This is a genomic window from Kosakonia sp. 1610 (assembly GCF_050435845.1).
GTDB classification, from domain to species: Bacteria; Pseudomonadota; Gammaproteobacteria; order Enterobacterales; family Enterobacteriaceae; genus Kosakonia; species Kosakonia cowanii.
Map to the genome: position 1 here is coordinate 269143 of NZ_JBNDKZ010000005.1, position 17709 is coordinate 286851.

General features: G+C 56.8%; 16 protein-coding genes. 6 read left to right on the top strand and 10 right to left on the bottom strand.

Going from position 1 to position 17709, the window contains the following annotated elements; genetic code table 11:
- Window positions 1–41: 41 nt before the first annotated feature.
- The 10 genes from ABIC80_RS16065 to dnaA all read right to left on the bottom strand — a co-directional run bounded on the left by ABIC80_RS16065 (window position 42) and on the right by dnaA (window position 12207).
- Window positions 42–1379 carry an MFS transporter gene (locus tag ABIC80_RS16065; RefSeq protein ID WP_124966930.1) on the bottom strand — a complete coding sequence of 446 codons (1338 nt, stop codon included), beginning with the start codon at window positions 1377–1379 and terminating at the stop codon, window positions 42–44.
- A gap of 175 nt (window positions 1380–1554) precedes the next feature.
- The gene (gene dgoD, locus ABIC80_RS16070) at window positions 1555–2703 is read right to left on the bottom strand and encodes a galactonate dehydratase (RefSeq protein WP_305207181.1); all 1149 of its coding nucleotides are present in this window, start codon (window positions 2701–2703) and stop codon (window positions 1555–1557) included.
- Window positions 2700–3317 carry a 2-dehydro-3-deoxy-6-phosphogalactonate aldolase gene (locus ABIC80_RS16075; protein WP_094422665.1) on the bottom strand — a complete coding sequence of 206 codons (618 nt, stop codon included), beginning with the start codon at window positions 3315–3317 and terminating at the stop codon, window positions 2700–2702. The genes dgoD and ABIC80_RS16075 overlap by 4 nt, the downstream gene beginning before the upstream one ends.
- Window positions 3301–4179: a 2-dehydro-3-deoxygalactonokinase gene (locus tag ABIC80_RS16080; RefSeq protein ID WP_429177797.1), complete on the bottom strand. Its 879-nt coding sequence runs from the start codon at window positions 4177–4179 to the stop codon at window positions 3301–3303. Before ABIC80_RS16080 ends, ABIC80_RS16075 begins: the two co-directional genes overlap by 17 nt.
- Complete coding sequence (dgoR, locus tag ABIC80_RS16085; RefSeq protein WP_312605406.1) at window positions 4176–4865, bottom strand: D-galactonate utilization transcriptional regulator DgoR; 690 nt, start codon at window positions 4863–4865, stop codon at window positions 4176–4178. The genes ABIC80_RS16080 and dgoR overlap by 4 nt, the downstream gene beginning before the upstream one ends.
- A 244-nt stretch (window positions 4866–5109) precedes the next feature.
- A complete protein-coding gene (gene yidA / locus ABIC80_RS16090) occupies window positions 5110–5922 on the bottom strand; it encodes a sugar-phosphatase (RefSeq protein ID WP_042715125.1) in 813 nt (270 codons plus the stop codon).
- Window positions 5923–6049: 127 nt separating this feature from the next.
- A complete protein-coding gene (gene gyrB, locus ABIC80_RS16095; RefSeq protein WP_042715126.1) occupies window positions 6050–8464 on the bottom strand; it encodes a DNA topoisomerase (ATP-hydrolyzing) subunit B in 2415 nt (804 codons plus the stop codon).
- 28 nt (window positions 8465–8492) lie between these two features.
- Window positions 8493–9566: a DNA replication/repair protein RecF gene (gene recF, locus ABIC80_RS16100; protein WP_042715128.1), complete on the bottom strand. Its 1074-nt coding sequence runs from the start codon at window positions 9564–9566 to the stop codon at window positions 8493–8495.
- A gap of 138 nt (window positions 9567–9704) precedes the next feature.
- Window positions 9705–10805, bottom strand: a complete 1101-nt coding sequence (dnaN, locus tag ABIC80_RS16105; protein WP_042715130.1) for a DNA polymerase III subunit beta — start codon at window positions 10803–10805, stop codon at window positions 9705–9707.
- Between the two features lie 4 nt (window positions 10806–10809).
- A complete protein-coding gene (gene dnaA, locus ABIC80_RS16110) occupies window positions 10810–12207 on the bottom strand; it encodes a chromosomal replication initiator protein DnaA (protein ID WP_094422659.1) in 1398 nt (465 codons plus the stop codon).
- A 603-nt stretch (window positions 12208–12810) separates the two neighbouring features.
- On the opposite strand from dnaA, the gene rpmH reads away from it, so the two are divergent.
- From rpmH to ABIC80_RS16140, 6 genes are all read left to right on the top strand, one after another.
- The gene (gene rpmH / locus ABIC80_RS16115; protein ID WP_000831330.1) at window positions 12811–12951 is read left to right on the top strand and encodes a 50S ribosomal protein L34; all 141 of its coding nucleotides are present in this window, start codon (window positions 12811–12813) and stop codon (window positions 12949–12951) included.
- 17 nt (window positions 12952–12968) lie between these two features.
- A complete protein-coding gene (rnpA, locus tag ABIC80_RS16120) occupies window positions 12969–13328 on the top strand; it encodes a ribonuclease P protein component (protein WP_076769290.1) in 360 nt (119 codons plus the stop codon).
- Window positions 13292–13549 carry a membrane protein insertion efficiency factor YidD gene (yidD, locus tag ABIC80_RS16125; RefSeq protein WP_076769289.1) on the top strand — a complete coding sequence of 86 codons (258 nt, stop codon included), beginning with the start codon at window positions 13292–13294 and terminating at the stop codon, window positions 13547–13549. Before rnpA ends, yidD begins: the two co-directional genes overlap by 37 nt.
- 2 nt (window positions 13550–13551) lie before the next feature.
- The gene (yidC, locus tag ABIC80_RS16130) at window positions 13552–15198 is read left to right on the top strand and encodes a membrane protein insertase YidC (RefSeq protein WP_200580263.1); all 1647 of its coding nucleotides are present in this window, start codon (window positions 13552–13554) and stop codon (window positions 15196–15198) included.
- A gap of 193 nt (window positions 15199–15391) precedes the next feature.
- Complete coding sequence (mnmE, locus tag ABIC80_RS16135; RefSeq protein ID WP_094422653.1) at window positions 15392–16756, top strand: tRNA uridine-5-carboxymethylaminomethyl(34) synthesis GTPase MnmE; 1365 nt, start codon at window positions 15392–15394, stop codon at window positions 16754–16756.
- Between the two features lie 210 nt (window positions 16757–16966).
- Window positions 16967–17704: a 4'-phosphopantetheinyl transferase family protein gene (locus ABIC80_RS16140; RefSeq protein ID WP_200135081.1), complete on the top strand. Its 738-nt coding sequence runs from the start codon at window positions 16967–16969 to the stop codon at window positions 17702–17704.
- The last annotated feature ends 5 nt before the right edge of the window (window positions 17705–17709 follow it).

Below are 17709 nucleotides of genomic sequence, written 5' to 3' on the forward strand. Positions count from 1 at the left end.
TGAAGCCATAAACAGGCCTCAGGGTATAAGATTGCGTGGCGTTAGCCTACTCGCTTCACATCGCCGACCAGCAAAATGTAGGAGAGCGCGCCAATCAGCGCCACGGCGGAGATATAGACCAGCGCCGGGCCAAAGCCGTAATCCTGCGCCAGGTAGCCAATCACCAGCGGCACGGTAATGCCGCCCAGCCCGCCGACAAAGTTAAACACCCCGCCGGTGAGGCCAATCAGGCGCATCGGTGCCAGCGACGACACCAGCGACCAGGTGATCGAGGCAAAGCCGTTGCCGAAGAAGGCCAGCGCCATCAGCGTCATAATCCACACGGGATCGTTGGTGTAGTTCGCGCCCATGATGCAGGTGGAGATAAGCAGACCGCAGATAATCGGCGTTTTACGCGCAATCCCCAGCGAATAGCCCTTTTTCACCAGCGTATCGGCGACCCAGCCGGAGAGCAGCACGCCAAAGAAGGCGGCCAGGAACGGCACGGTGGTCATAAACCCGGCTTTCAGCGCGGTGATACCTTTCTCCTGCGTCAGGTAGTTCGGGAACCAGGTGAGGAAGAACCACAGCGTTGAGGTGACGGCGAACTGGCCGAGATAGACGCCAATCAGCTTGCGGTGGAACACCAGTTTCCACTCCGCTTTGGTCAGCGGCTGGCGCGCCTCTTTTTTCACCGGCGCGTCGCCATCAATCAGGCCGCCGCCCGCTTTGATGTACTCCAGCTCCGCCTGGCTGATGTTTTTGGTCAGGCGCGGCGGCTGGTAGACCTTAATCCAGATCAGCGACCAGATAATGCCGATGCCGCCGGTGACGATAAACACCCAGTGCCAGCTCAGCAGCTCCTGGATCCAGATCAGCAGCGGGGTGAGAAAAGCCAGCCCGACAAACTGCCCGGAGGTGTAAAAACCGACCGCCGAAGCGCGCTCCTGCTCCGGGAACCAGCTGGTCACCATGCGGTTGTTGGTCGGGAAAGCGGGTGCTTCAAAAATGCCGGTAATCGCACGCAGGCCAATCAGCGACAGCAGGCCGCTGGCGAAACCCTGAAACAGCGTGGCGACCGACCAGCCAAAGATGGCGATGAAATAGGTAAGCCGTGAGCCGACACGGTCAAGAAACCAGCCGCCGGGGATCTGGCAGAGGGTATAGAGCCAGGCGAAGGCGGAAAAGACGTAGCCCATCTCCGCTTTGGTAATACCGAACTCCTCCTGAATATGGGCAGAGGCCACGGCCAGGTTGGCGCGGTCGACATAACAAATGACCACCGTGATAAAGATCATCAGCAGCGTCAAATAGCGGCGACGCCCTGTTTTTGCAGTCGTTACAGAAATATCCATAACTGTCTGTCTCCGGGTTTTGGGCATGGCGAAGCCGCTCACCATGCCCTGTTAAATACAGAGGGTGTAGGAAAAAAATTATTTTTGATGTTCTGAATGCGCTAAATAGTTTGTGTCGCAGGAAGGCGGCAAGTTTTCGAATCCCCCTGAGCTTACTGAAGTAAGTGATGGGGGTGAGAAAACGCAGCCTACGCACCGGCGGCGCAAAATATGACGAGCATTACCACTCGGCGACGGTACCGTCCGCATGCCGCCACACCGGGTTACGCCAGTCCGGCGCATTTTTGCTTAGTTCAATCACTTTCTCTTCGTCGATCTCTACGCCAAGGCCCGGCTTCATCAACGGTTTAAAGAAGCCGCCTTCCATATTGAAGTCCTCTTTGTTCTTCACGAAGTCGAGCAGTTCGGCACCTTTGTTGTAGTGAATGCCCATGCTCTGCTCCTGGAACACCGCGTTGTGCGAGACGAAGTCGATATGCAGACAGGCAGCGAGCGCCACCGGGCCGAGCGGGCAGTGCGGAGCCAGCGCCACATCGTATGCTTCCGCCATACCGGCAATTTTGTAGCACTCGGTGATGCCGCCTGCGTGGGAGAGATCCGGCTGCAAAATCGCAATGCCGCCCGCTTCCAGCACGCGCTTAAATTCGAAGCGCGAGAACATCCGTTCACCGGCGGCAATCGGAATATGGGTTTGCGCGGCCAGGCGCGGGTAATACTCCGCCTGCTCGGCCAGCACCGGCTCTTCAATAAACAGCGGGCGATAGGGCTCCAGCTCTTTAATTAATACTTTCGCCATCGGCGCGCTGACGCGACCGTGGAAGTCGAGACCAAACTCAATCTCATTGCCAAACGCTTCGCGGATCTGCGCCACGGTATTGACCGCCGCATCGACTTTGCGCGAATCATCGATAATGCCTAACTCTTCGCAGCCGTTTAATTTAAAGGTGTCGAAGCCGATGGTGCGCAGGGTTTTGATGCCATCAATCACTTCTGCCGGGCGGTCGCCGCCGACCCAGCTGTAGGCCTTGATTTTGTCGCGCACCAGGCCGCCCATCAGCTGCCACACCGGCGCATTGAGCACTTTGCCTTTGATATCCCACAGCGCCTGGTCAATCCCGGCGATGGCGCTCATCAGGATCGGGCCGCCACGATAGAAACCCGCGCGGTACATCACCTGCCACAAGTCGTTGATACGGGAGGGATCCTGGCCAATCAGGTAGTCGCCAAGCTCATGCACCGCCGCTTCAACGGTGCGCGCACGCCCTTCGATCACCGGCTCACCCCAGCCGACCACGCCTTCATCGGTTTCGATTTTTAAGAACATCCAGCGCGGCGGTAAGCGGTAAGTCGTCAGTTTGGTTATCTTCATTGCACAGCCTCTTGATACGCGTTAACAAATGCTTTCGCCTGCTCGATGGTGCGGCTTACCGGCTGTCCGGCGCGATAGAGATCGCTGCCCAGCCCGGCGCCGACGCAGCCTGCCTGTAGCCACAGGTGCAGGTTTTCTGGCGTCACGCCGCCGACGGCAAACACCGGTACGTCCGCTGGCAGAACTGCTTTCAGCGCTTTGATGTAATCCGGACCAAAGGCGGAGGAGGGGAAAATTTTCAACGCCTGCGCACCGGCTTCCAGCGCAGTGAAGGCTTCGCTGGCGGTGGCGCAGCCTGGGCAGACGGTCATGCCGTGGCTGACCGCGCGGCGGATCACCTCCGGCTGCGTATTCGGCGTGACAATCAGTTTGCAGCCCATCTCCGCCAGCCGATCAACCTGCTCCGGTTTCAGCACCGTACCGCCGCCGATCAGCGCGCGATCGCCGAAGTTCGCTACGATATCGCCAATGCTGGTCTCCCAGTCGGGGGAGTTGAGCGGGATTTCGACAGCGTCGAAACCTGCGTCGAGAATGGCGGCGACGTGCTCGCGCGCCTCATCCGGGGTGATGCCACGTAAAATGGCGATCAGCGGAAGCTTAGTTTGCCACTGCATGGGCAATCCTCCTGATACCTGCCTGAAATGCCGTGTCGCCATCCAGCGTGTTTACCGCCCGCCCGATGGCGCGAAATGCGCGCTGATAGCGAGCGGAGAGGGATGGGCTGGCGACCAGCGTGATTGCCTGCGAACCGGCGAAGCGGGCGTTCATGGTCGCCACCTCACCGCCAATCAGCAGGCCCGAAAGGAATTCGCTCACCTGTTCGCGCGCAAGGGTGCCCAGCACATGGGCGGCGCGAACTTCAAAAAGCTGCGGCAGGATTTCAGGTGACGCGAGGCCGCGCGTCAGGCCTGCGTCGAAGGCATCATCACTGGCGGTTTGCTCCGGCAACCCTGCGCCCACCAGCGAGTGGCGCAGCAGGAGATGATGCAGTTCACCCGTCATTACGGTGCGGAAATCACGGATTTGATGGTTATCAGCCTCGACCCATTTGCAGTGGGTGCCGGGCATCACATACAACGAAGCGGGGGCAAGCTCGCTGGCACCGAGCAGTTGGGTCTCTTCGCCGCGCATCACGTTGTGATTGTCATCGCTGGAGACGCACAGGCCGGGGATGATCCAGACACGCTCTTTTACCTGGGTCAGCTGCTCACCGATGCCGTCAAGCGTAGTCGGGCAGGGCAGATAGGGGGCGATTTTCCAGCCCGCATTGCTGCCGACCATGCCCGCCATTACCACCGGCGTGGTCTCGCTGCTCCAGCCCTCGGTCACTTCTGCTAACACCGCTTCGGGGGATCGGCCATTAAGTCGGGTCACACCCGCCCCAGACTGCCTGCTCTCCAGGCAAACGCCATCCTGAAAGTGCCAGGCGCGTAAGTTGGTGGATCCCCAGTCGATTGCGATGTAGCGAGCTGTCATGTAATTTCCTTCAACCTTCGTGTTGAGCTGGCGATCATGGTGAGCGCCGCCTGCTCTGCCGCTGTGCTGTCCTGATGCCGGATCGCATCGAACAGCGCCTTATGTTCCTGCAGGGTTTTCGGCATGTTCGCCTCATCCCCCATCCAGGTCCGTTCAAATACCGCCCGTTGCAGTGAGCTGATTGCCACACTCAACTGTTGCAGCACCGGGTTGTGCACCGATTGCAACACCGCTTCGTGGTAGCGGATATCGGCCTCGTTAAAGGCATCCCGATCCTGGTTGTTGGCGATCATGTCATTGAGCGCCGACTCAATATTTGCCAGGTCGCTGGAGGTGGCGCGCTCCGCTGCCCAGCGGGCGATGGCCGGTTCCACCAGGTTTCGCACTTCACTCATCGCGCTGATTAAGCGCGGGTCGTAGTCGTGCTCCAGCACCCATTGCAGCACCTCGGTGTCGAGGTAGTTCCACTGGTTACGCGGGGCGACAAACGCGCCGCGATAACGCTTCATTTCAATCAGCCGCTTTGCCATCAGCGCGCGGTAGACCTCGCGGATGATGTTGCGCGAGGTTTCAAACTCTTCGCACAGATCAGCTTCGGCGGGTAACGCCGAGCCGGGGACATATTTGCCGCTGATAATCTGGCGGCCCAGCGAGACGATAATGCGGTCGGTTTTATTCATGGTCATAACGCGTCCTTAGCAACGGTTTCTCTGCCACTACTTTATCGCCTCTGCCGCAATTTCCCTCAACATTGAAGTACAAATATGCTGACTTCCCCGCAAGAGATGCCGCAATCGTAGTACAATCACTTTGTTTTGTACTACAATTTGGATCACAAAAACGACAATTGGTAAGCAAATTGTTATCAGAACGGCGCGCGGGGCAAAAAAAAACCCGCGCAGAGCGCGGGTCGGGGAGAGTGGGACAGGCTTAGTTGAGGGCGAACTTCTCGATCGCGTAAGCAACGCCATCTTCGAGGTTGGTTTTGGTGACAAAATCTGCCGCCTCTTTCACCGACGGAATGGCGTTCTCCATCGCCACGCCAACGCCTGCGAACTCAATCATGGCGATATCATTTTCCTGATCGCCAATCGCCATAATCTCTTCCGGCTTGATGTTTAACACATCGGCAAGGGCTTTAACGCCGGTGCCTTTAGTGACGCTTTTATGCAGGATTTCCAGGAAGTAGGGCGCGCTTTTCAGCACCGTGTACTTCTCTTTCACCTCCTGCGGAATGCGGGCGATCGCCTGGTCGAGGATCGTCGGCTCATCAATCATCATCACTTTCAGGAACTGGGTCTGCGGATCCATCTTCTCCGCTTCACAGAAGACTAGCGGAATGGTGGCGACAAAAGATTCATGCACGGTATAGGGGCTGATATCGCGGTTTGCGGTGTAGAGCGTGTTGCGATCCAGCGCGTGGAAGTGCGAACCGACCTCGCGGGAGAGTTGCTCCAGATAGCGGTAATCGTCATAGCTCAGCGTGGTTTGCGCCACGGTACTGCCGTCGCTGGCATTCTGCACCAGCGCGCCGTTATAGGTAATGCAGTAGTCACCTTCCCGCTCCATATGCAGCTCTTTCATATAGCTGTGTACGCCAGCGTAAGGGCGTCCGGTGGTCAGCACGACATTGATGCCGCGTTCGCGCGCGGCGGCAATCGCATTTTTTACCGCAGGAGAGATAGTGTGGTCGGGCAGCAGCAGCGTGCCGTCCATATCGATTGCAATAAGTTTGATAGCCATGAGATCCCCAGATGAGAAGTGTTTGACCTCATGCTAACGCGATTCCGCTCAAAAAACAGCAGCGCGCCGGGGAGAAAAGGGGGAGAGAAAGGGGGATACGGGATCCCCCTTTTAATGCAGGATTACCTTAGATATCGATATTCGCCGCTTTCAGGGCGTTCTCTTCGATAAAGGCGCGGCGCGGTTCAACGGCATCGCCCATTAAGGTAGTGAAGAGCTGATCGGCTGCAATCGCATCTTTCACGGTAACGCGCAGCATGCGGCGGCTTTCCGGATCCATAGTGGTTTCCCACAGCTGATCCGGGTTCATCTCGCCGAGGCCTTTATAACGCTGAATGGAAAGGCCGCGACGGGACTCTTTCACCAGCCACTCCAGCGCCTGCTCGAAGCTGGTCACCGGCTGGCGGCGTTCGCCACGCTCGATATAGGCATCTTCTTCAATCAGGCCGCGCAGCTTCTCGCCAAGCGTGCAGAGACGACGGTATTCACCGCCGGTCACAAACTCGTGATCGAGCGGATAATCGGTATCCACACCGTGGGTGCGCACGCGAATAATCGGCTCGAACTGGCTCAGCTCGCTGTTCACCCGGACATCATATTTCCAGGTGCTGCCGTGGGCTTCGTTCTCATTCAGCACGGTAATCAGTTGGGAGACCCACTGCGTAACCGCGCGCTCATCGGCGAGATCCGCTTCCGCCAGCGTCGGCTGATAGACCAGCTCTTTCAGCAGCGCGCGCGGGAAGCGACGCTCCATGCGGCCAATCATCTTCTGCGCAGCGTTGTATTCGGAGACCATTTTCTCCAGCGCTTCACCCTGCAGCGCAGGCGCGCCTTCGGTGGTGTGCAGCGTTGCGCCGTCGAGCGCGATAGAGATCTGATACTGATCCATCGCCTCGTCATCCTTGATGTACTGCTCCTGCTTGCCTTTCTTCACTTTGTAGAGCGGCGGCTGCGCGATGTAGACGTGGCCACGCTCAACGATTTCCGGCATCTGACGGTAGAAGAAGGTCAACAGCAGCGTACGGATGTGCGAACCATCGACGTCCGCATCGGTCATGATAATGATGCTGTGGTAGCGCAGTTTATCCGGGTTGTACTCGTCGCGACCGATGCCACAGCCGAGCGCGGTGATAAGCGTCGCCACTTCCTGAGAGGAGAGCATCTTGTCGAAACGCGCTTTCTCGACGTTGAGGATTTTACCTTTCAACGGCAGGATCGCCTGGTTCTTACGGTTACGGCCCTGTTTGGCAGAACCGCCCGCCGAGTCCCCTTCCACTAAGTAGAGTTCGGACAGCGCCGGGTCACGCTCCTGGCAATCCGCCAGTTTGCCCGGCAGACCGGCCAGATCCAGCGCGCCCTTACGGCGGGTCATTTCACGCGCTTTACGCGCCGCTTCACGGGCACGAGCAGCATCAATAATTTTGCCGACGACGATCTTCGCATCGCTCGGGTTTTCCAGCAGGTATTCGGCCAGCAGTTCGTTCATCTGCTGTTCCACCGCCGATTTCACCTCGGAGGAGACCAGTTTATCTTTGGTCTGTGAGGAGAATTTCGGGTCCGGCACTTTTACCGATACCACCGCAATCAGGCCTTCACGGGCATCATCACCGGTGGCGCTGACTTTGGCTTTCTTGCTGTAACCCTCTTTATCCATATAGGCGTTCAGCGTACGGGTCATCGCCGCGCGGAAGCCTGCAAGGTGGGTACCGCCGTCGCGCTGCGGAATGTTGTTGGTAAAGCAGTAGATATTTTCCTGGAAACCGTCGTTCCATTGCAGCGCCACTTCAACGCCGATACCGTCTTTTTCGGTGGAGAAGTAGAAGATATTCGGGTGGATCGGCGTTTTGTTTTTATTGAGATACTCAACAAACGCCCTGATGCCGCCTTCATAGTGGAAGTGGTCTTCTTTGCCGTCGCGCTTGTCGCGCAGGCGAATCGACACGCCGGAGTTCAGGAAGGAGAGCTCACGCAGGCGTTTCGCCAGAATTTCATATTCAAATTCAATGACGTTGGTGAAGGTTTCGTAGCTCGGCCAGAAACGCACCATGGTACCGGTTTTTTCCGTTTCGCCCGTCACTTCCAGCGGAGCCTGCGGCACGCCGTGAGTGTAGATCTGACGGTGAACTTTGTTATCGCGCTGGATAACCAGCTCCAGTTTCTGCGACAGGGCGTTTACCACTGAAACGCCAACGCCGTGCAGACCGCCGGAGACTTTATAGGAGTTATCGTCGAACTTACCGCCCGCATGCAGTACGGTCATGATCACTTCCGCGGCAGAAACGCCCTCTTCCGGGTGAATACCGGTCGGAATACCACGCCCATCATCCTGTACGGAGACAGAGTTATCGCTGTGAATGGTGACGATAATGTCTTTACAGTACCCTGCGAGCGCTTCGTCGATAGCGTTATCTACTACCTCGAATACCATGTGGTGCAGACCGGTGCCGTCATCCGTATCGCCGATATACATACCCGGGCGCTTACGCACTGCATCCAGCCCTTTGAGGACTTTGATACTGGAGGAGTCATAAGAATTCGACATCAACGTTTCTCGCTCATTTCAACTTGGGTTAATCGGCTATTTTACCCTTTTCCACGGTGAACATCTTCGAATTTTTGTCCGACATGTCCATAACGTGTTCAGCGCTGATGGCGCTGACGAAAACCTGTGACTGGGTGGCTTTTAACCGGCTGGCTAATAGCCCGCGCTTTTCGTCATCAAGCTCCGAGGCAAAATCATCTATCAGGTATAAACAGCGTCGCCCGCTTTCACGCGTTAAGAACTCCCCCTGGGCCAGGCGCAGCGCGCACATCAGCAGTTTTAACTGTCCGCGCGAAAGGGTGTCTTCAACGGGCGCGCCATCCGCACGAATGCGGAAATCCGCTTTATGCGGGCCGTGCGCGGTGTAAGTGAGCATGCGGTCGCGCTCAAAACTGCGCGCCAGCACCTCTTCATAATCGGTCTCTTTCTCCCAGCCGCGCTGGAAAGAGAAGGTCAGGGAAAATTCCGGTAAGAACTGCCGGCAGGTGTCGGCCATATCTTCCGCGATAGCGGCGCTGTACTCCGCGCGCCAGCGGCTGATCTGCTCGGCGAGCGGCACAAGCTCTTTGTCCCACGGACGCAGCTGGCCATAATGGCTCACCTGGCGTAAGGCGGCGTTGCGCTGTTTTAACAGGCGCTTGAGGTTGCTCCAGGCGGTAAAAAAGCCGCTTTCATTGTGGAAGCATCCCCAGTCGAGAAAGGCACGACGGTATTTCGGGCCGCCGTTGAGCAGGGTAAACCCTTCGGGCGTAATAAGCTGCATCGGCATCAGCAGCGCCAGCTCCGCCACTTTATGACCGTCGGTGCCGTCGATGCGCACTTTGCTGTCGCCGAGCTTATCTTTGGTCAGGCCAATGGCGATTTCGCGCGATTCGGCCTGCAAACGCCCGTGCAGGACAAACGCCTCCTGCTCATGGCGAATAACGCGACCAATTTGCAGGCTGCGAAACGCCCGACCATGCCCGAGGGTGTAGATCGCCTCCAGCACGCTGGTCTTCCCGCTGCCGTTAGCGCCCACCAGAAAGTTAAAGCCAGGGGAGAGCGCGAGATCCGCGCTTTCGATATTGCGGAAATCTTTTATCAGTAAGCGGGTTAGCGACATGATTCACTCATTACCAGGGCGTATCGTCGCAGTTAGCCTGACTTCAGCCATCGCGCAGCAACCGCAGCGTACTGAAGTACGTGAAGATTGCGGGCGCTGCCCGAAGCCAGAGTAACCAGAAAGATAGCCCGCTATTTTCTACAACCGCATTGGCATAACGACATAGGCTGCGCTCTGGCTCGCCGCGTCTTCAATCTGCACGCTGGAAACGGAATCGGTCAGCAGAATGCGCACGTTCTCGCATTTCAGCGCGTTCAGCACATCAAGCACGTAGCTGACGTTAAAGCCGATTTCCATTTCGCTACCGCCGTAGGTGACATCGAGAAACTCTTCCGCTTCTTCCTGCTCCGGGTTATTGGCGGTGATTTTGATCTGGTTTTCGCTGACGTAGAGGCGCACACCGCGGAACTTCTCGTTAGAGAGGATCGCCGCACGGGCAAAAGCCTGCTTCAGCGAATCGCAGCCCGCTTCCAGCGTTTTGTCCGGGTTTTTCGGCAATACGCGGCGATAATCCGGGAAACGACCATCAACCAGCTTCGACGTGAAGATAAAGTCGCCGACGTGCGCGCGAATGTTATTGCTGCCGATCTGCACGCGCAGCGGCGTATCGCCACCGTCGAGCATACGCATCAGCTCAATCACCCCTTTACGCGGCACGATCACCGAATGGTTCGGCAATGTTTGCCCAATCGGCATCGAGCAGACGGCAAGGCGGTGACCGTCCGTAGCCACGGTACGCAGCTCTTCACCTTCGGTTTCAAATAGCATGCCGTTTAAGTAGTAACGGACGTCCTGGTGCGCCATCGAGAACTGCGTCGCTTCGATCAGGCGCTTCATGGTGGCCTGCGGCAGCGTGAACTCCACTTCGCTTTGCCAGTCATCCAGGTTAGGGAAATCTGCTGCGGGCAGGGTTGAGAGGGAGAAACGGCTGCGCCCGGAACGGATCAGCATGCGCTCACCCTCCAGCTGCATCGCAATTTCCGCCCCTTCCGGCAGGCCGCGACAGATGTCGAAGAATTTGCGTGCCGGTACGGTTGTCGCGCCCTGTTCATGGGGCTGGACAAGCGCCACGCGGGCAACCATCTCCATTTCAAGATCGGTGCCGGTCAGCGAAAGCGCGCCGTCGGTAACCTGAAGCAGCAGATTACCGAGAATAGGCAACGTCGGGCGTCCGCCCAGCGGGCCGCTAACTTGTTGCAGCGGCTTTAATAAGTGTTCACGTTCAACGGTAAATTTCATAGCGTCACGAAGAGAGAGTTCGGATTAAATTGGAAAAATCTTCTTTGATATCATGGCTTTCTTCACGCAACTGCTCAATCTTACGGCAGGCATGCAGTACGGTGGTGTGGTCACGGCCGCCAAAGGCATCGCCGATTTCCGGCAGGCTGTGGTTGGTCAACTCCTTGGCCAGCGCCATCGCCATCTGGCGCGGACGGGCAACGGAACGGGAGCGTCGCTTCGACAGCAGATCTGCCACCTTAATCTTGTAATACTCCGCCACCGTCTTCTGGATATTGTCGATGGTGACCAGCTTCTCCTGCAGCGCCAGCAGATCGCGCAGCGCTTCGCGCACGAAATCAATGGTGATGGCGCGCCCGGTAAAGTTGGCGTTGGCGATAACGCGGTTCAGTGCCCCTTCCAGCTCACGCACGTTGGAGCGCAGGCGCTTGGCAATAAAGAAGGCCACTTCGCCCGGCAGACGGATATCGTTCTCGTCGGCCTTTTTCATCAGGATCGCAACGCGGGTTTCCAGCTCCGGCGGCTCGATCGCCACGGTCAGCCCCCAGCCGAAGCGTGATTTGAGACGATCCTCAACACCATTGATCTCTTTCGGATAACGATCCGAGGTGAGAATGATCTGCTGATTGCCTTCCAGCAGGGCGTTAAAGGTATGGAAGAACTCTTCCTGGGATCGCTCTTTATTGGCGAAGAATTGAATATCATCGATCAGCAGCGCGTCAACGGAGCGGTAGTAGCGTTTAAACTCTTCGATCGCATTGTTTTGCAGGGCTTTTACCATGTCCTGGACAAAGCGTTCGGAGTGCATATACACCACTTTGGCATTCGGCTTACGCGCCACAATGCCGTTACCCACCGCGTGCAGCAGGTGCGTTTTACCGAGACCCGTGCCGCCATATAAAAAGAGCGGGTTGTAAGCGCCGCCGGGGTTATCTGCCACCTGGCGGGCCGCCGCGCGGGCCAGCTGGTTCGACTTACCTTCGACGAAGTTATCAAAGGTGTGTTTGACGTTGACGTTTGAGCGGTAGGTCGGTTCCGCCGGCGCGGGCACGTTGTCCCAGCCTGAACGGGCGACAGGCGCAGCGCGCGGAATCACGATCTGCGCCGCCTGAGCGGGCGCAGCCACGGTGGCAGGCTCTCTCAATGTCTGGTTGGCCGGACGAGCGCCCACTTCAAAACGCAGCTGTGGCGCGTCCGCCCCGCAAAATTCATTAAGCAGGCCGTTGATATTATTAAGGTATTTGTCTCTTACCCAATCAAGCACAAAACGGTTTGGCGCATACAAAGCCAGCGTGTTGTCACTCAGTTCCGCCTGCAACGGGCGGATCCACATACTAAATTCAGTGGCTGGTAACTCATCCTGCAATCGGGCAAGACACTGCTGCCAAAGCGAAAGTGACACGGCGGACTCCACTCGAACGTAAATCGATAAATAGTAAAGACAGAGACATTAATCTTTTTTGACACACATCGATAAGACCCAGCGGGGTGATGTGCGAACCGCTGTTTACGGTTTTTGCCCCAGAGCGATCGTGGATCGCGATCGGGACCGCGGATCATAGCGTAAACCGTCGAAGAGATCTTCTGTTTCTCACAGATTCTTCACGATTTATCCACAGGCCGATCCGGAACGCGCTAAGTGTAAACGATCCAGGCGCGGGTGCGGGAAGATTTAGGCCGCATATTGGAAAATTAAATGGTTTTCGCCGAATAATCCCATAAACGATCTAAGGAAGATCCAGGCGGATCCTTGCGCTTTGCCATTTGCCCCGTATAATTCTGCCCCCGGCGCGTCTTACTCTTTTCAGGCGCCGGAAGCCGCTTAGTTTTTGCGCAGATCTGTGCAAAAATACGTGCGCTATAAGGAAAGAGAATTGACTCCGGAGTGTACAATTATTACAATCCGGCCTCTTTAATTACCCATGGCTTGCGCGCCGGTCGTTCGATATTCGTTCGGGCATACGCAAAAGTCAGTGAATTTATTCAAGTTTAGGTAGAAATCGCCATGAAACGCACTTTTCAACCGTCTGTACTGAAGCGCAACCGTTCTCACGGCTTCCGTGCTCGTATGGCTACTAAAAATGGTCGCCAGGTTCTGGCTCGTCGTCGCGCTAAAGGCCGCGCACGTCTGACCGTTTCCAAGTAATAAAAGCTAACCCCTGAGTGGTTAAGCTCGCTTTTCCCAGGGAGTTACGTTTGTTAACTCCCACTCATTTCACATTCGTCTTCCAGCAGCCACAACGGGCTGGCACGCCGCAAATCACCATCCTCGGCCGCCTGAATTCGCTGGGGCATCCCCGTATCGGTCTTACCGTCGCCAAGAAAAATGTCAAACGCGCACATGAACGCAATCGGATTAAACGTCTGACGCGTGAAAGTTTTCGTTTGCACCAACATGACCTGCCGGCCATGGATTTTGTGGTGGTGGCAAAGAAAGGGGTTGCTGACCTCGATAACCGTGCTCTCACGGAAGCGTTGGAAAAATTATGGCGCCGCCATTGTCGCCAGGCTCAAGGGTCCTGATAGCCCTTATACGGGTCTACCAACGCCTGATTAGTCCGCTACTCGGGCCGCACTGCCGTTTCACCCCTACCTGTTCTCACTATGGAATTGAGGCCTTGCGCAGGTTTGGGGTGTTAAAAGGCAGTTGGTTGACAGTGAAACGCGTATTAAAATGCCACCCTTTACATCCGGGTGGCGACGATCCCGTCCCGCCAGGACCTTCTAAAACCAGAGAACACTAACGATGGATTCGCAACGCAATCTTTTTATCATCGCTTTGTTGTTCGTGTCTTTCATGATCTGGCAAACGTGGGAGAAGGAACAAAATCCTCCTCCGGCGCAGCAGCAGACCACGCAGACTACGACCACCGCAGCGGGTAACGCAGCCGACCAGAGCGTTCCGGCCAGTGGCCAGGGGAAACTGATTACGGTTAAAACCGACGTGCTTGAGCTGACCATCAACACCCGTGGTGGTGATGTTGAGCAGGCACTGCTCCCGACGTACCCGAAAGAGCTGGGTGCGACCGAGCCGTTCCAGTTACTGGAAACCACGCCTGAGTTTGTCTACCAGGCGCAGAGCGGTCTGACCGGCCAGAATGGCCCGGACAACCCGGCTAACGGCCCACGCCCGCTGTATAACGTCGATAAAGATGCGTTTGTACTGGCAGAAGGCCAGAACGAGCTGGCGATCCCGCTGACCTATACCGATGCGGCAGGCAACACCTTCACCAAAACCTTCACCCTGAAACGCGGTGAATATGCGGTGAACGTTGGCTACAGCGTGAAAAACGCCGGTACAACACCGCTGCAGGTGGCTACCTTTGGTCAGCTGAAGCAGACCATCAAACTCCCTTCTCACCGCGATACCGGCAGCAGCAACTTTGCGCTGCACACCTTCCGCGGCGCGGCGTACTCCACGCCGGACACCAAGTATGAGAAGTACAAGTTTGACACCATCGCCGATGACGAAAACCTGAACGTCAGCTCGAAAGGCGGCTGGGTTGCGATGCTGCAACAATATTTCGCCACGGCGTGGATCCCACGTAACGACGGCGCGAATAACTTCTACACCGCGAATCTGGGCAACGGCGTTGCGGCAATCGGCTACAAATCTCAGCCGATTACCATCGCTGCAGGCCAGACTGGCTTACTGAACAGCACCCTGTGGGTCGGCCCGGAGATTCAGGACAAGATGGCCGCTGCGGCGCCGCACCTGGATCTGACCGTGGATTACGGCTGGTTGTGGTTCATCTCTCAGCCGCTGTTTAAGCTGCTGAAATGGATCCACAGCTTCCTCGGCAACTGGGGCTTCTCTATCATCGCGATCACCTTCATCGTGCGCGGCATCATGTACCCGCTGACCAAAGCGCAGTACACCTCGATGGCGAAAATGCGCATGCTGCAGCCGAAGATTCAGGCTATGCGTGAGCGTCTGGGCGATGATAAGCAGCGTATGAGCCAGGAAATGATGGCGATGTACAAAGCGGAGAAAGTGAACCCGCTGGGCGGCTGCTTCCCGCTGCTGATCCAGATGCCAATCTTCCTTGCGCTCTACTACATGCTGATGGGCTCCGTTGAGCTGCGCCATGCGCCGTTCGCGCTGTGGATCCACGATCTCTCTGCGCAAGACCCGTACTACATCCTGCCGATCCTGATGGGCGTAACGATGTTCTTCATTCAGAAGATGTCGCCGACCACCGTGACCGACCCGATGCAGCAGAAGATCATGACCTTTATGCCGGTCATCTTCACGGTGTTCTTCCTGTGGTTCCCGTCAGGTCTGGTGCTGTACTACATCGTCAGCAACCTGGTAACCATTCTGCAGCAGCAGCTGATTTACCGTGGTCTGGAGAAACGTGGTCTCCATAGCCGCGAGAAGAAAAGCTCTTAATACGCGTCATTCTTTAAGCTGCATGTGCGTTGGCTGCACTTGCTCCCCCCAGTTGTTTACTGATGTAAACTTCTGGGGACTCACAAGCTTGCCGCCTTCCTGCAACTTAAATTATTTTGCGTATTACTGGTAAGATTCAGACAAGGCGGTCAACTGACCGCCTTTCTTATTTTGAGATTTTGGAAAATAAACCATGAGCCATAACGACACTATCGTCGCCCAGGCAACCCCACCGGGACGCGGTGGTGTGGGCATCCTGCGTATCTCCGGCCTGAAAGCGCGCGACGTCGCGCAGGCGGTGCTGGGCAAGCTGCCGAAACCGCGTTATGCCGACTATCTTGCGTTTCAGGACGCCGATGGCAGCGCCCTCGATCAGGGCATTGCGCTGTGGTTCCCTGGGCCCAACTCCTTTACCGGTGAAGATGTGCTGGAGCTACAGGGCCACGGCGGCCCGGTGATCCTCGATCTGCTGTTAAAGCGCATTCTGACGCTGCCCGGGCTGCGTATCGCTAAACCGGGCGAGTTCTCTGAACGCGCGTTTCTCAATGACAAGCTCGACCTGGCGCAGGCAGAAGCGATTGCCGACCTGATTGACGCCAGCTCCGAGCAGGCCGCGCGCTCGGCGCTCAACTCTTTGCAGGGCGCGTTTTCCGCCCGCGTTAATCATCTGGTGGAAGCACTCACTCACCTGCGCATCTACGTTGAAGCGGCAATCGACTTCCCGGATGAGGAGATCGACTTTCTCTCCGATGGCAAAATCGAAGCGCAGCTTAATGATGTGATAAGCGATCTCGATGCGGTTCGCGCCGAAGCGCGCCAGGGAAGCCTGCTGCGTGAAGGGATGAAAGTGGTGATTGCCGGGCGTCCAAACGCCGGGAAGTCGAGCCTGCTTAACGCGCTGGCCGGTCGCGAAGCGGCGATCGTCACCGATATCGCCGGTACCACGCGCGATGTGCTGCGTGAACATATCCATATCGACGGGATGCCGCTGCACATTATTGATACCGCCGGGCTGCGCGAAGCCAGCGACGAAGTAGAGCGCATCGGGATTGAGCGTGCCTGGCAGGAGATCGAACAGGCGGACCGAGTGCTGTTTATGGTTGACGGCACCACCACCGACGCCGTCGATCCGGCGGATATCTGGCCTGACTTTATCGCCCGTTTACCCGCAAAATTGCCGATCACCGTAGTGCGCAATAAAGCAGACGTCACCGGAGAACAGCCGGGGATCAGCGAAGTGAACAATCACTCACTTGTTCGCCTCTCTGCGCGCACCAACGAAGGGGTGGACGTGCTGCGTCAGCATCTCAAGCAGAGCATGGGTTTCGACACCAGCATGGAGGGCGGCTTCCTTGCGCGTCGTCGTCATTTACAGGCGCTGGAAATGGCGGCTGAGCACCTGCAACAGGGCAAAGCGCAGCTGCTGGGTGCCTGGGCGGGCGAGCTGCTCGCAGAGGAGCTGCGCCTGGCGCAGCAGAGCCTGAGCGAGATCACCGGCGAATTTACTTCTGATGACCTGCTGGGCAGGATTTTCTCCAGCTTCTGTATTGGTAAATAATCCCTCATCCCACGGCTGGCGGGCGTTTTAGCGCTCGTTAGCCGTCATTTCATCACTTTTTCCGAAAGTGTTCCCTATTGACGAAAGAAAGTGTAAATATCACGCCTTAGGACTTTTCAGATGGGACTTTTAGCATTAAAACCTATTCATCACAGGCGATAATGTCGATTATCGATTTGATTCACGCAGCCCATTATCACGGAGCGAAAAATGGCGACACACTTTGCAAGAGGGATCCTTTCAGAAGGCCATCTTGTCTCGACCCGGCTCCCTCAGGCGTGCCTTGATGCCGCAGGGCAGCTACCGGAACATCGCCGCTCCCGTTATATCGCTTCCCGGGCGCTGCTCGCCGAGATGATGTTTATGCTTTATGGCATCAGCGAACTGCCGGAGATGGTGGTTGAGGAGAGCGGACGACCGCGCTTCGCCGACAGCAGCCTGCCGAGCTTTTCACTGGCCTACGCCGGGAATTTGGTTGGCGTTGCCATCACTACCGAAGGCGAGTGCGGCCTTGATATGGAGCTACAGCGCGCGACGCGCAGCTTCCATAGCCCGCACGGGCATAAATACACCTTCAGCAACAATGAGCAGTTGTGGATAAACAACCAGAACGATGCCAGTGAAGCGCAAACGCAGCTGTTAACGCTACGCCAGAGCGTGATGAAGCTGATTCACCAAATGCAGGACGACCCGATGCAGCTCCAGCTACTGCCCGGCTCCGGGCGGCTTCGCGTCACGCGCCATGCGCAGGTAGAAGTGATGTGCGATGCCGAAGATGTGCTGATTTGGTCAGTTGCGGTCGCGCCTGCGATTGAGAGCCTGCGCATCTGGGAGTTCGATAGCCAGAAAGGGTGGCACTACCTGACTGATGTGCTGACCCGCGCCAACGATCCGGCTTCCCGCCTGATGCGTTTCACCAGCCTGCCCGCCGAAAAAGCGCTGATCTGAATAAG

Coding starts and splice junctions, on each gene's coding strand:
- ABIC80_RS16065 (WP_124966930.1), bottom strand. CDS start 1,379: ATGGTGAGCGGCTTCGCCATGCCCAAAACCCGGAGACAGACAGTTATG.
- ABIC80_RS16140 (WP_200135081.1), top strand. CDS start 16,967: ATGGCGACACACTTTGCAAGAGGGATCCTTTCAGAAGGCCATCTTGTC.
- yidA (WP_042715125.1), bottom strand. CDS start 5,922: ATGGCTATCAAACTTATTGCAATCGATATGGACGGCACGCTGCTGCTG.
- dgoD (WP_305207181.1), bottom strand. CDS start 2,703: ATGAAGATAACCAAACTGACGACTTACCGCTTACCGCCGCGCTGGATG.
- rpmH (WP_000831330.1), top strand. CDS start 12,811: ATGAAACGCACTTTTCAACCGTCTGTACTGAAGCGCAACCGTTCTCAC.
- ABIC80_RS16080 (WP_429177797.1), bottom strand. CDS start 4,179: ATGACAGCTCGCTACATCGCAATCGACTGGGGATCCACCAACTTACGC.
- ABIC80_RS16075 (WP_094422665.1), bottom strand. CDS start 3,317: ATGCAGTGGCAAACTAAGCTTCCGCTGATCGCCATTTTACGTGGCATC.
- dgoR (WP_312605406.1), bottom strand. CDS start 4,865: ATGACCATGAATAAAACCGACCGCATTATCGTCTCGCTGGGCCGCCAG.
- gyrB (WP_042715126.1), bottom strand. CDS start 8,464: ATGTCGAATTCTTATGACTCCTCCAGTATCAAAGTCCTCAAAGGGCTG.
- yidC (WP_200580263.1), top strand. CDS start 13,552: ATGGATTCGCAACGCAATCTTTTTATCATCGCTTTGTTGTTCGTGTCT.
- yidD (WP_076769289.1), top strand. CDS start 13,292: ATGGCGCCGCCATTGTCGCCAGGCTCAAGGGTCCTGATAGCCCTTATA.
- mnmE (WP_094422653.1), top strand. CDS start 15,392: ATGAGCCATAACGACACTATCGTCGCCCAGGCAACCCCACCGGGACGC.
- dnaN (WP_042715130.1), bottom strand. CDS start 10,805: ATGAAATTTACCGTTGAACGTGAACACTTATTAAAGCCGCTGCAACAA.
- recF (WP_042715128.1), bottom strand. CDS start 9,566: ATGTCGCTAACCCGCTTACTGATAAAAGATTTCCGCAATATCGAAAGC.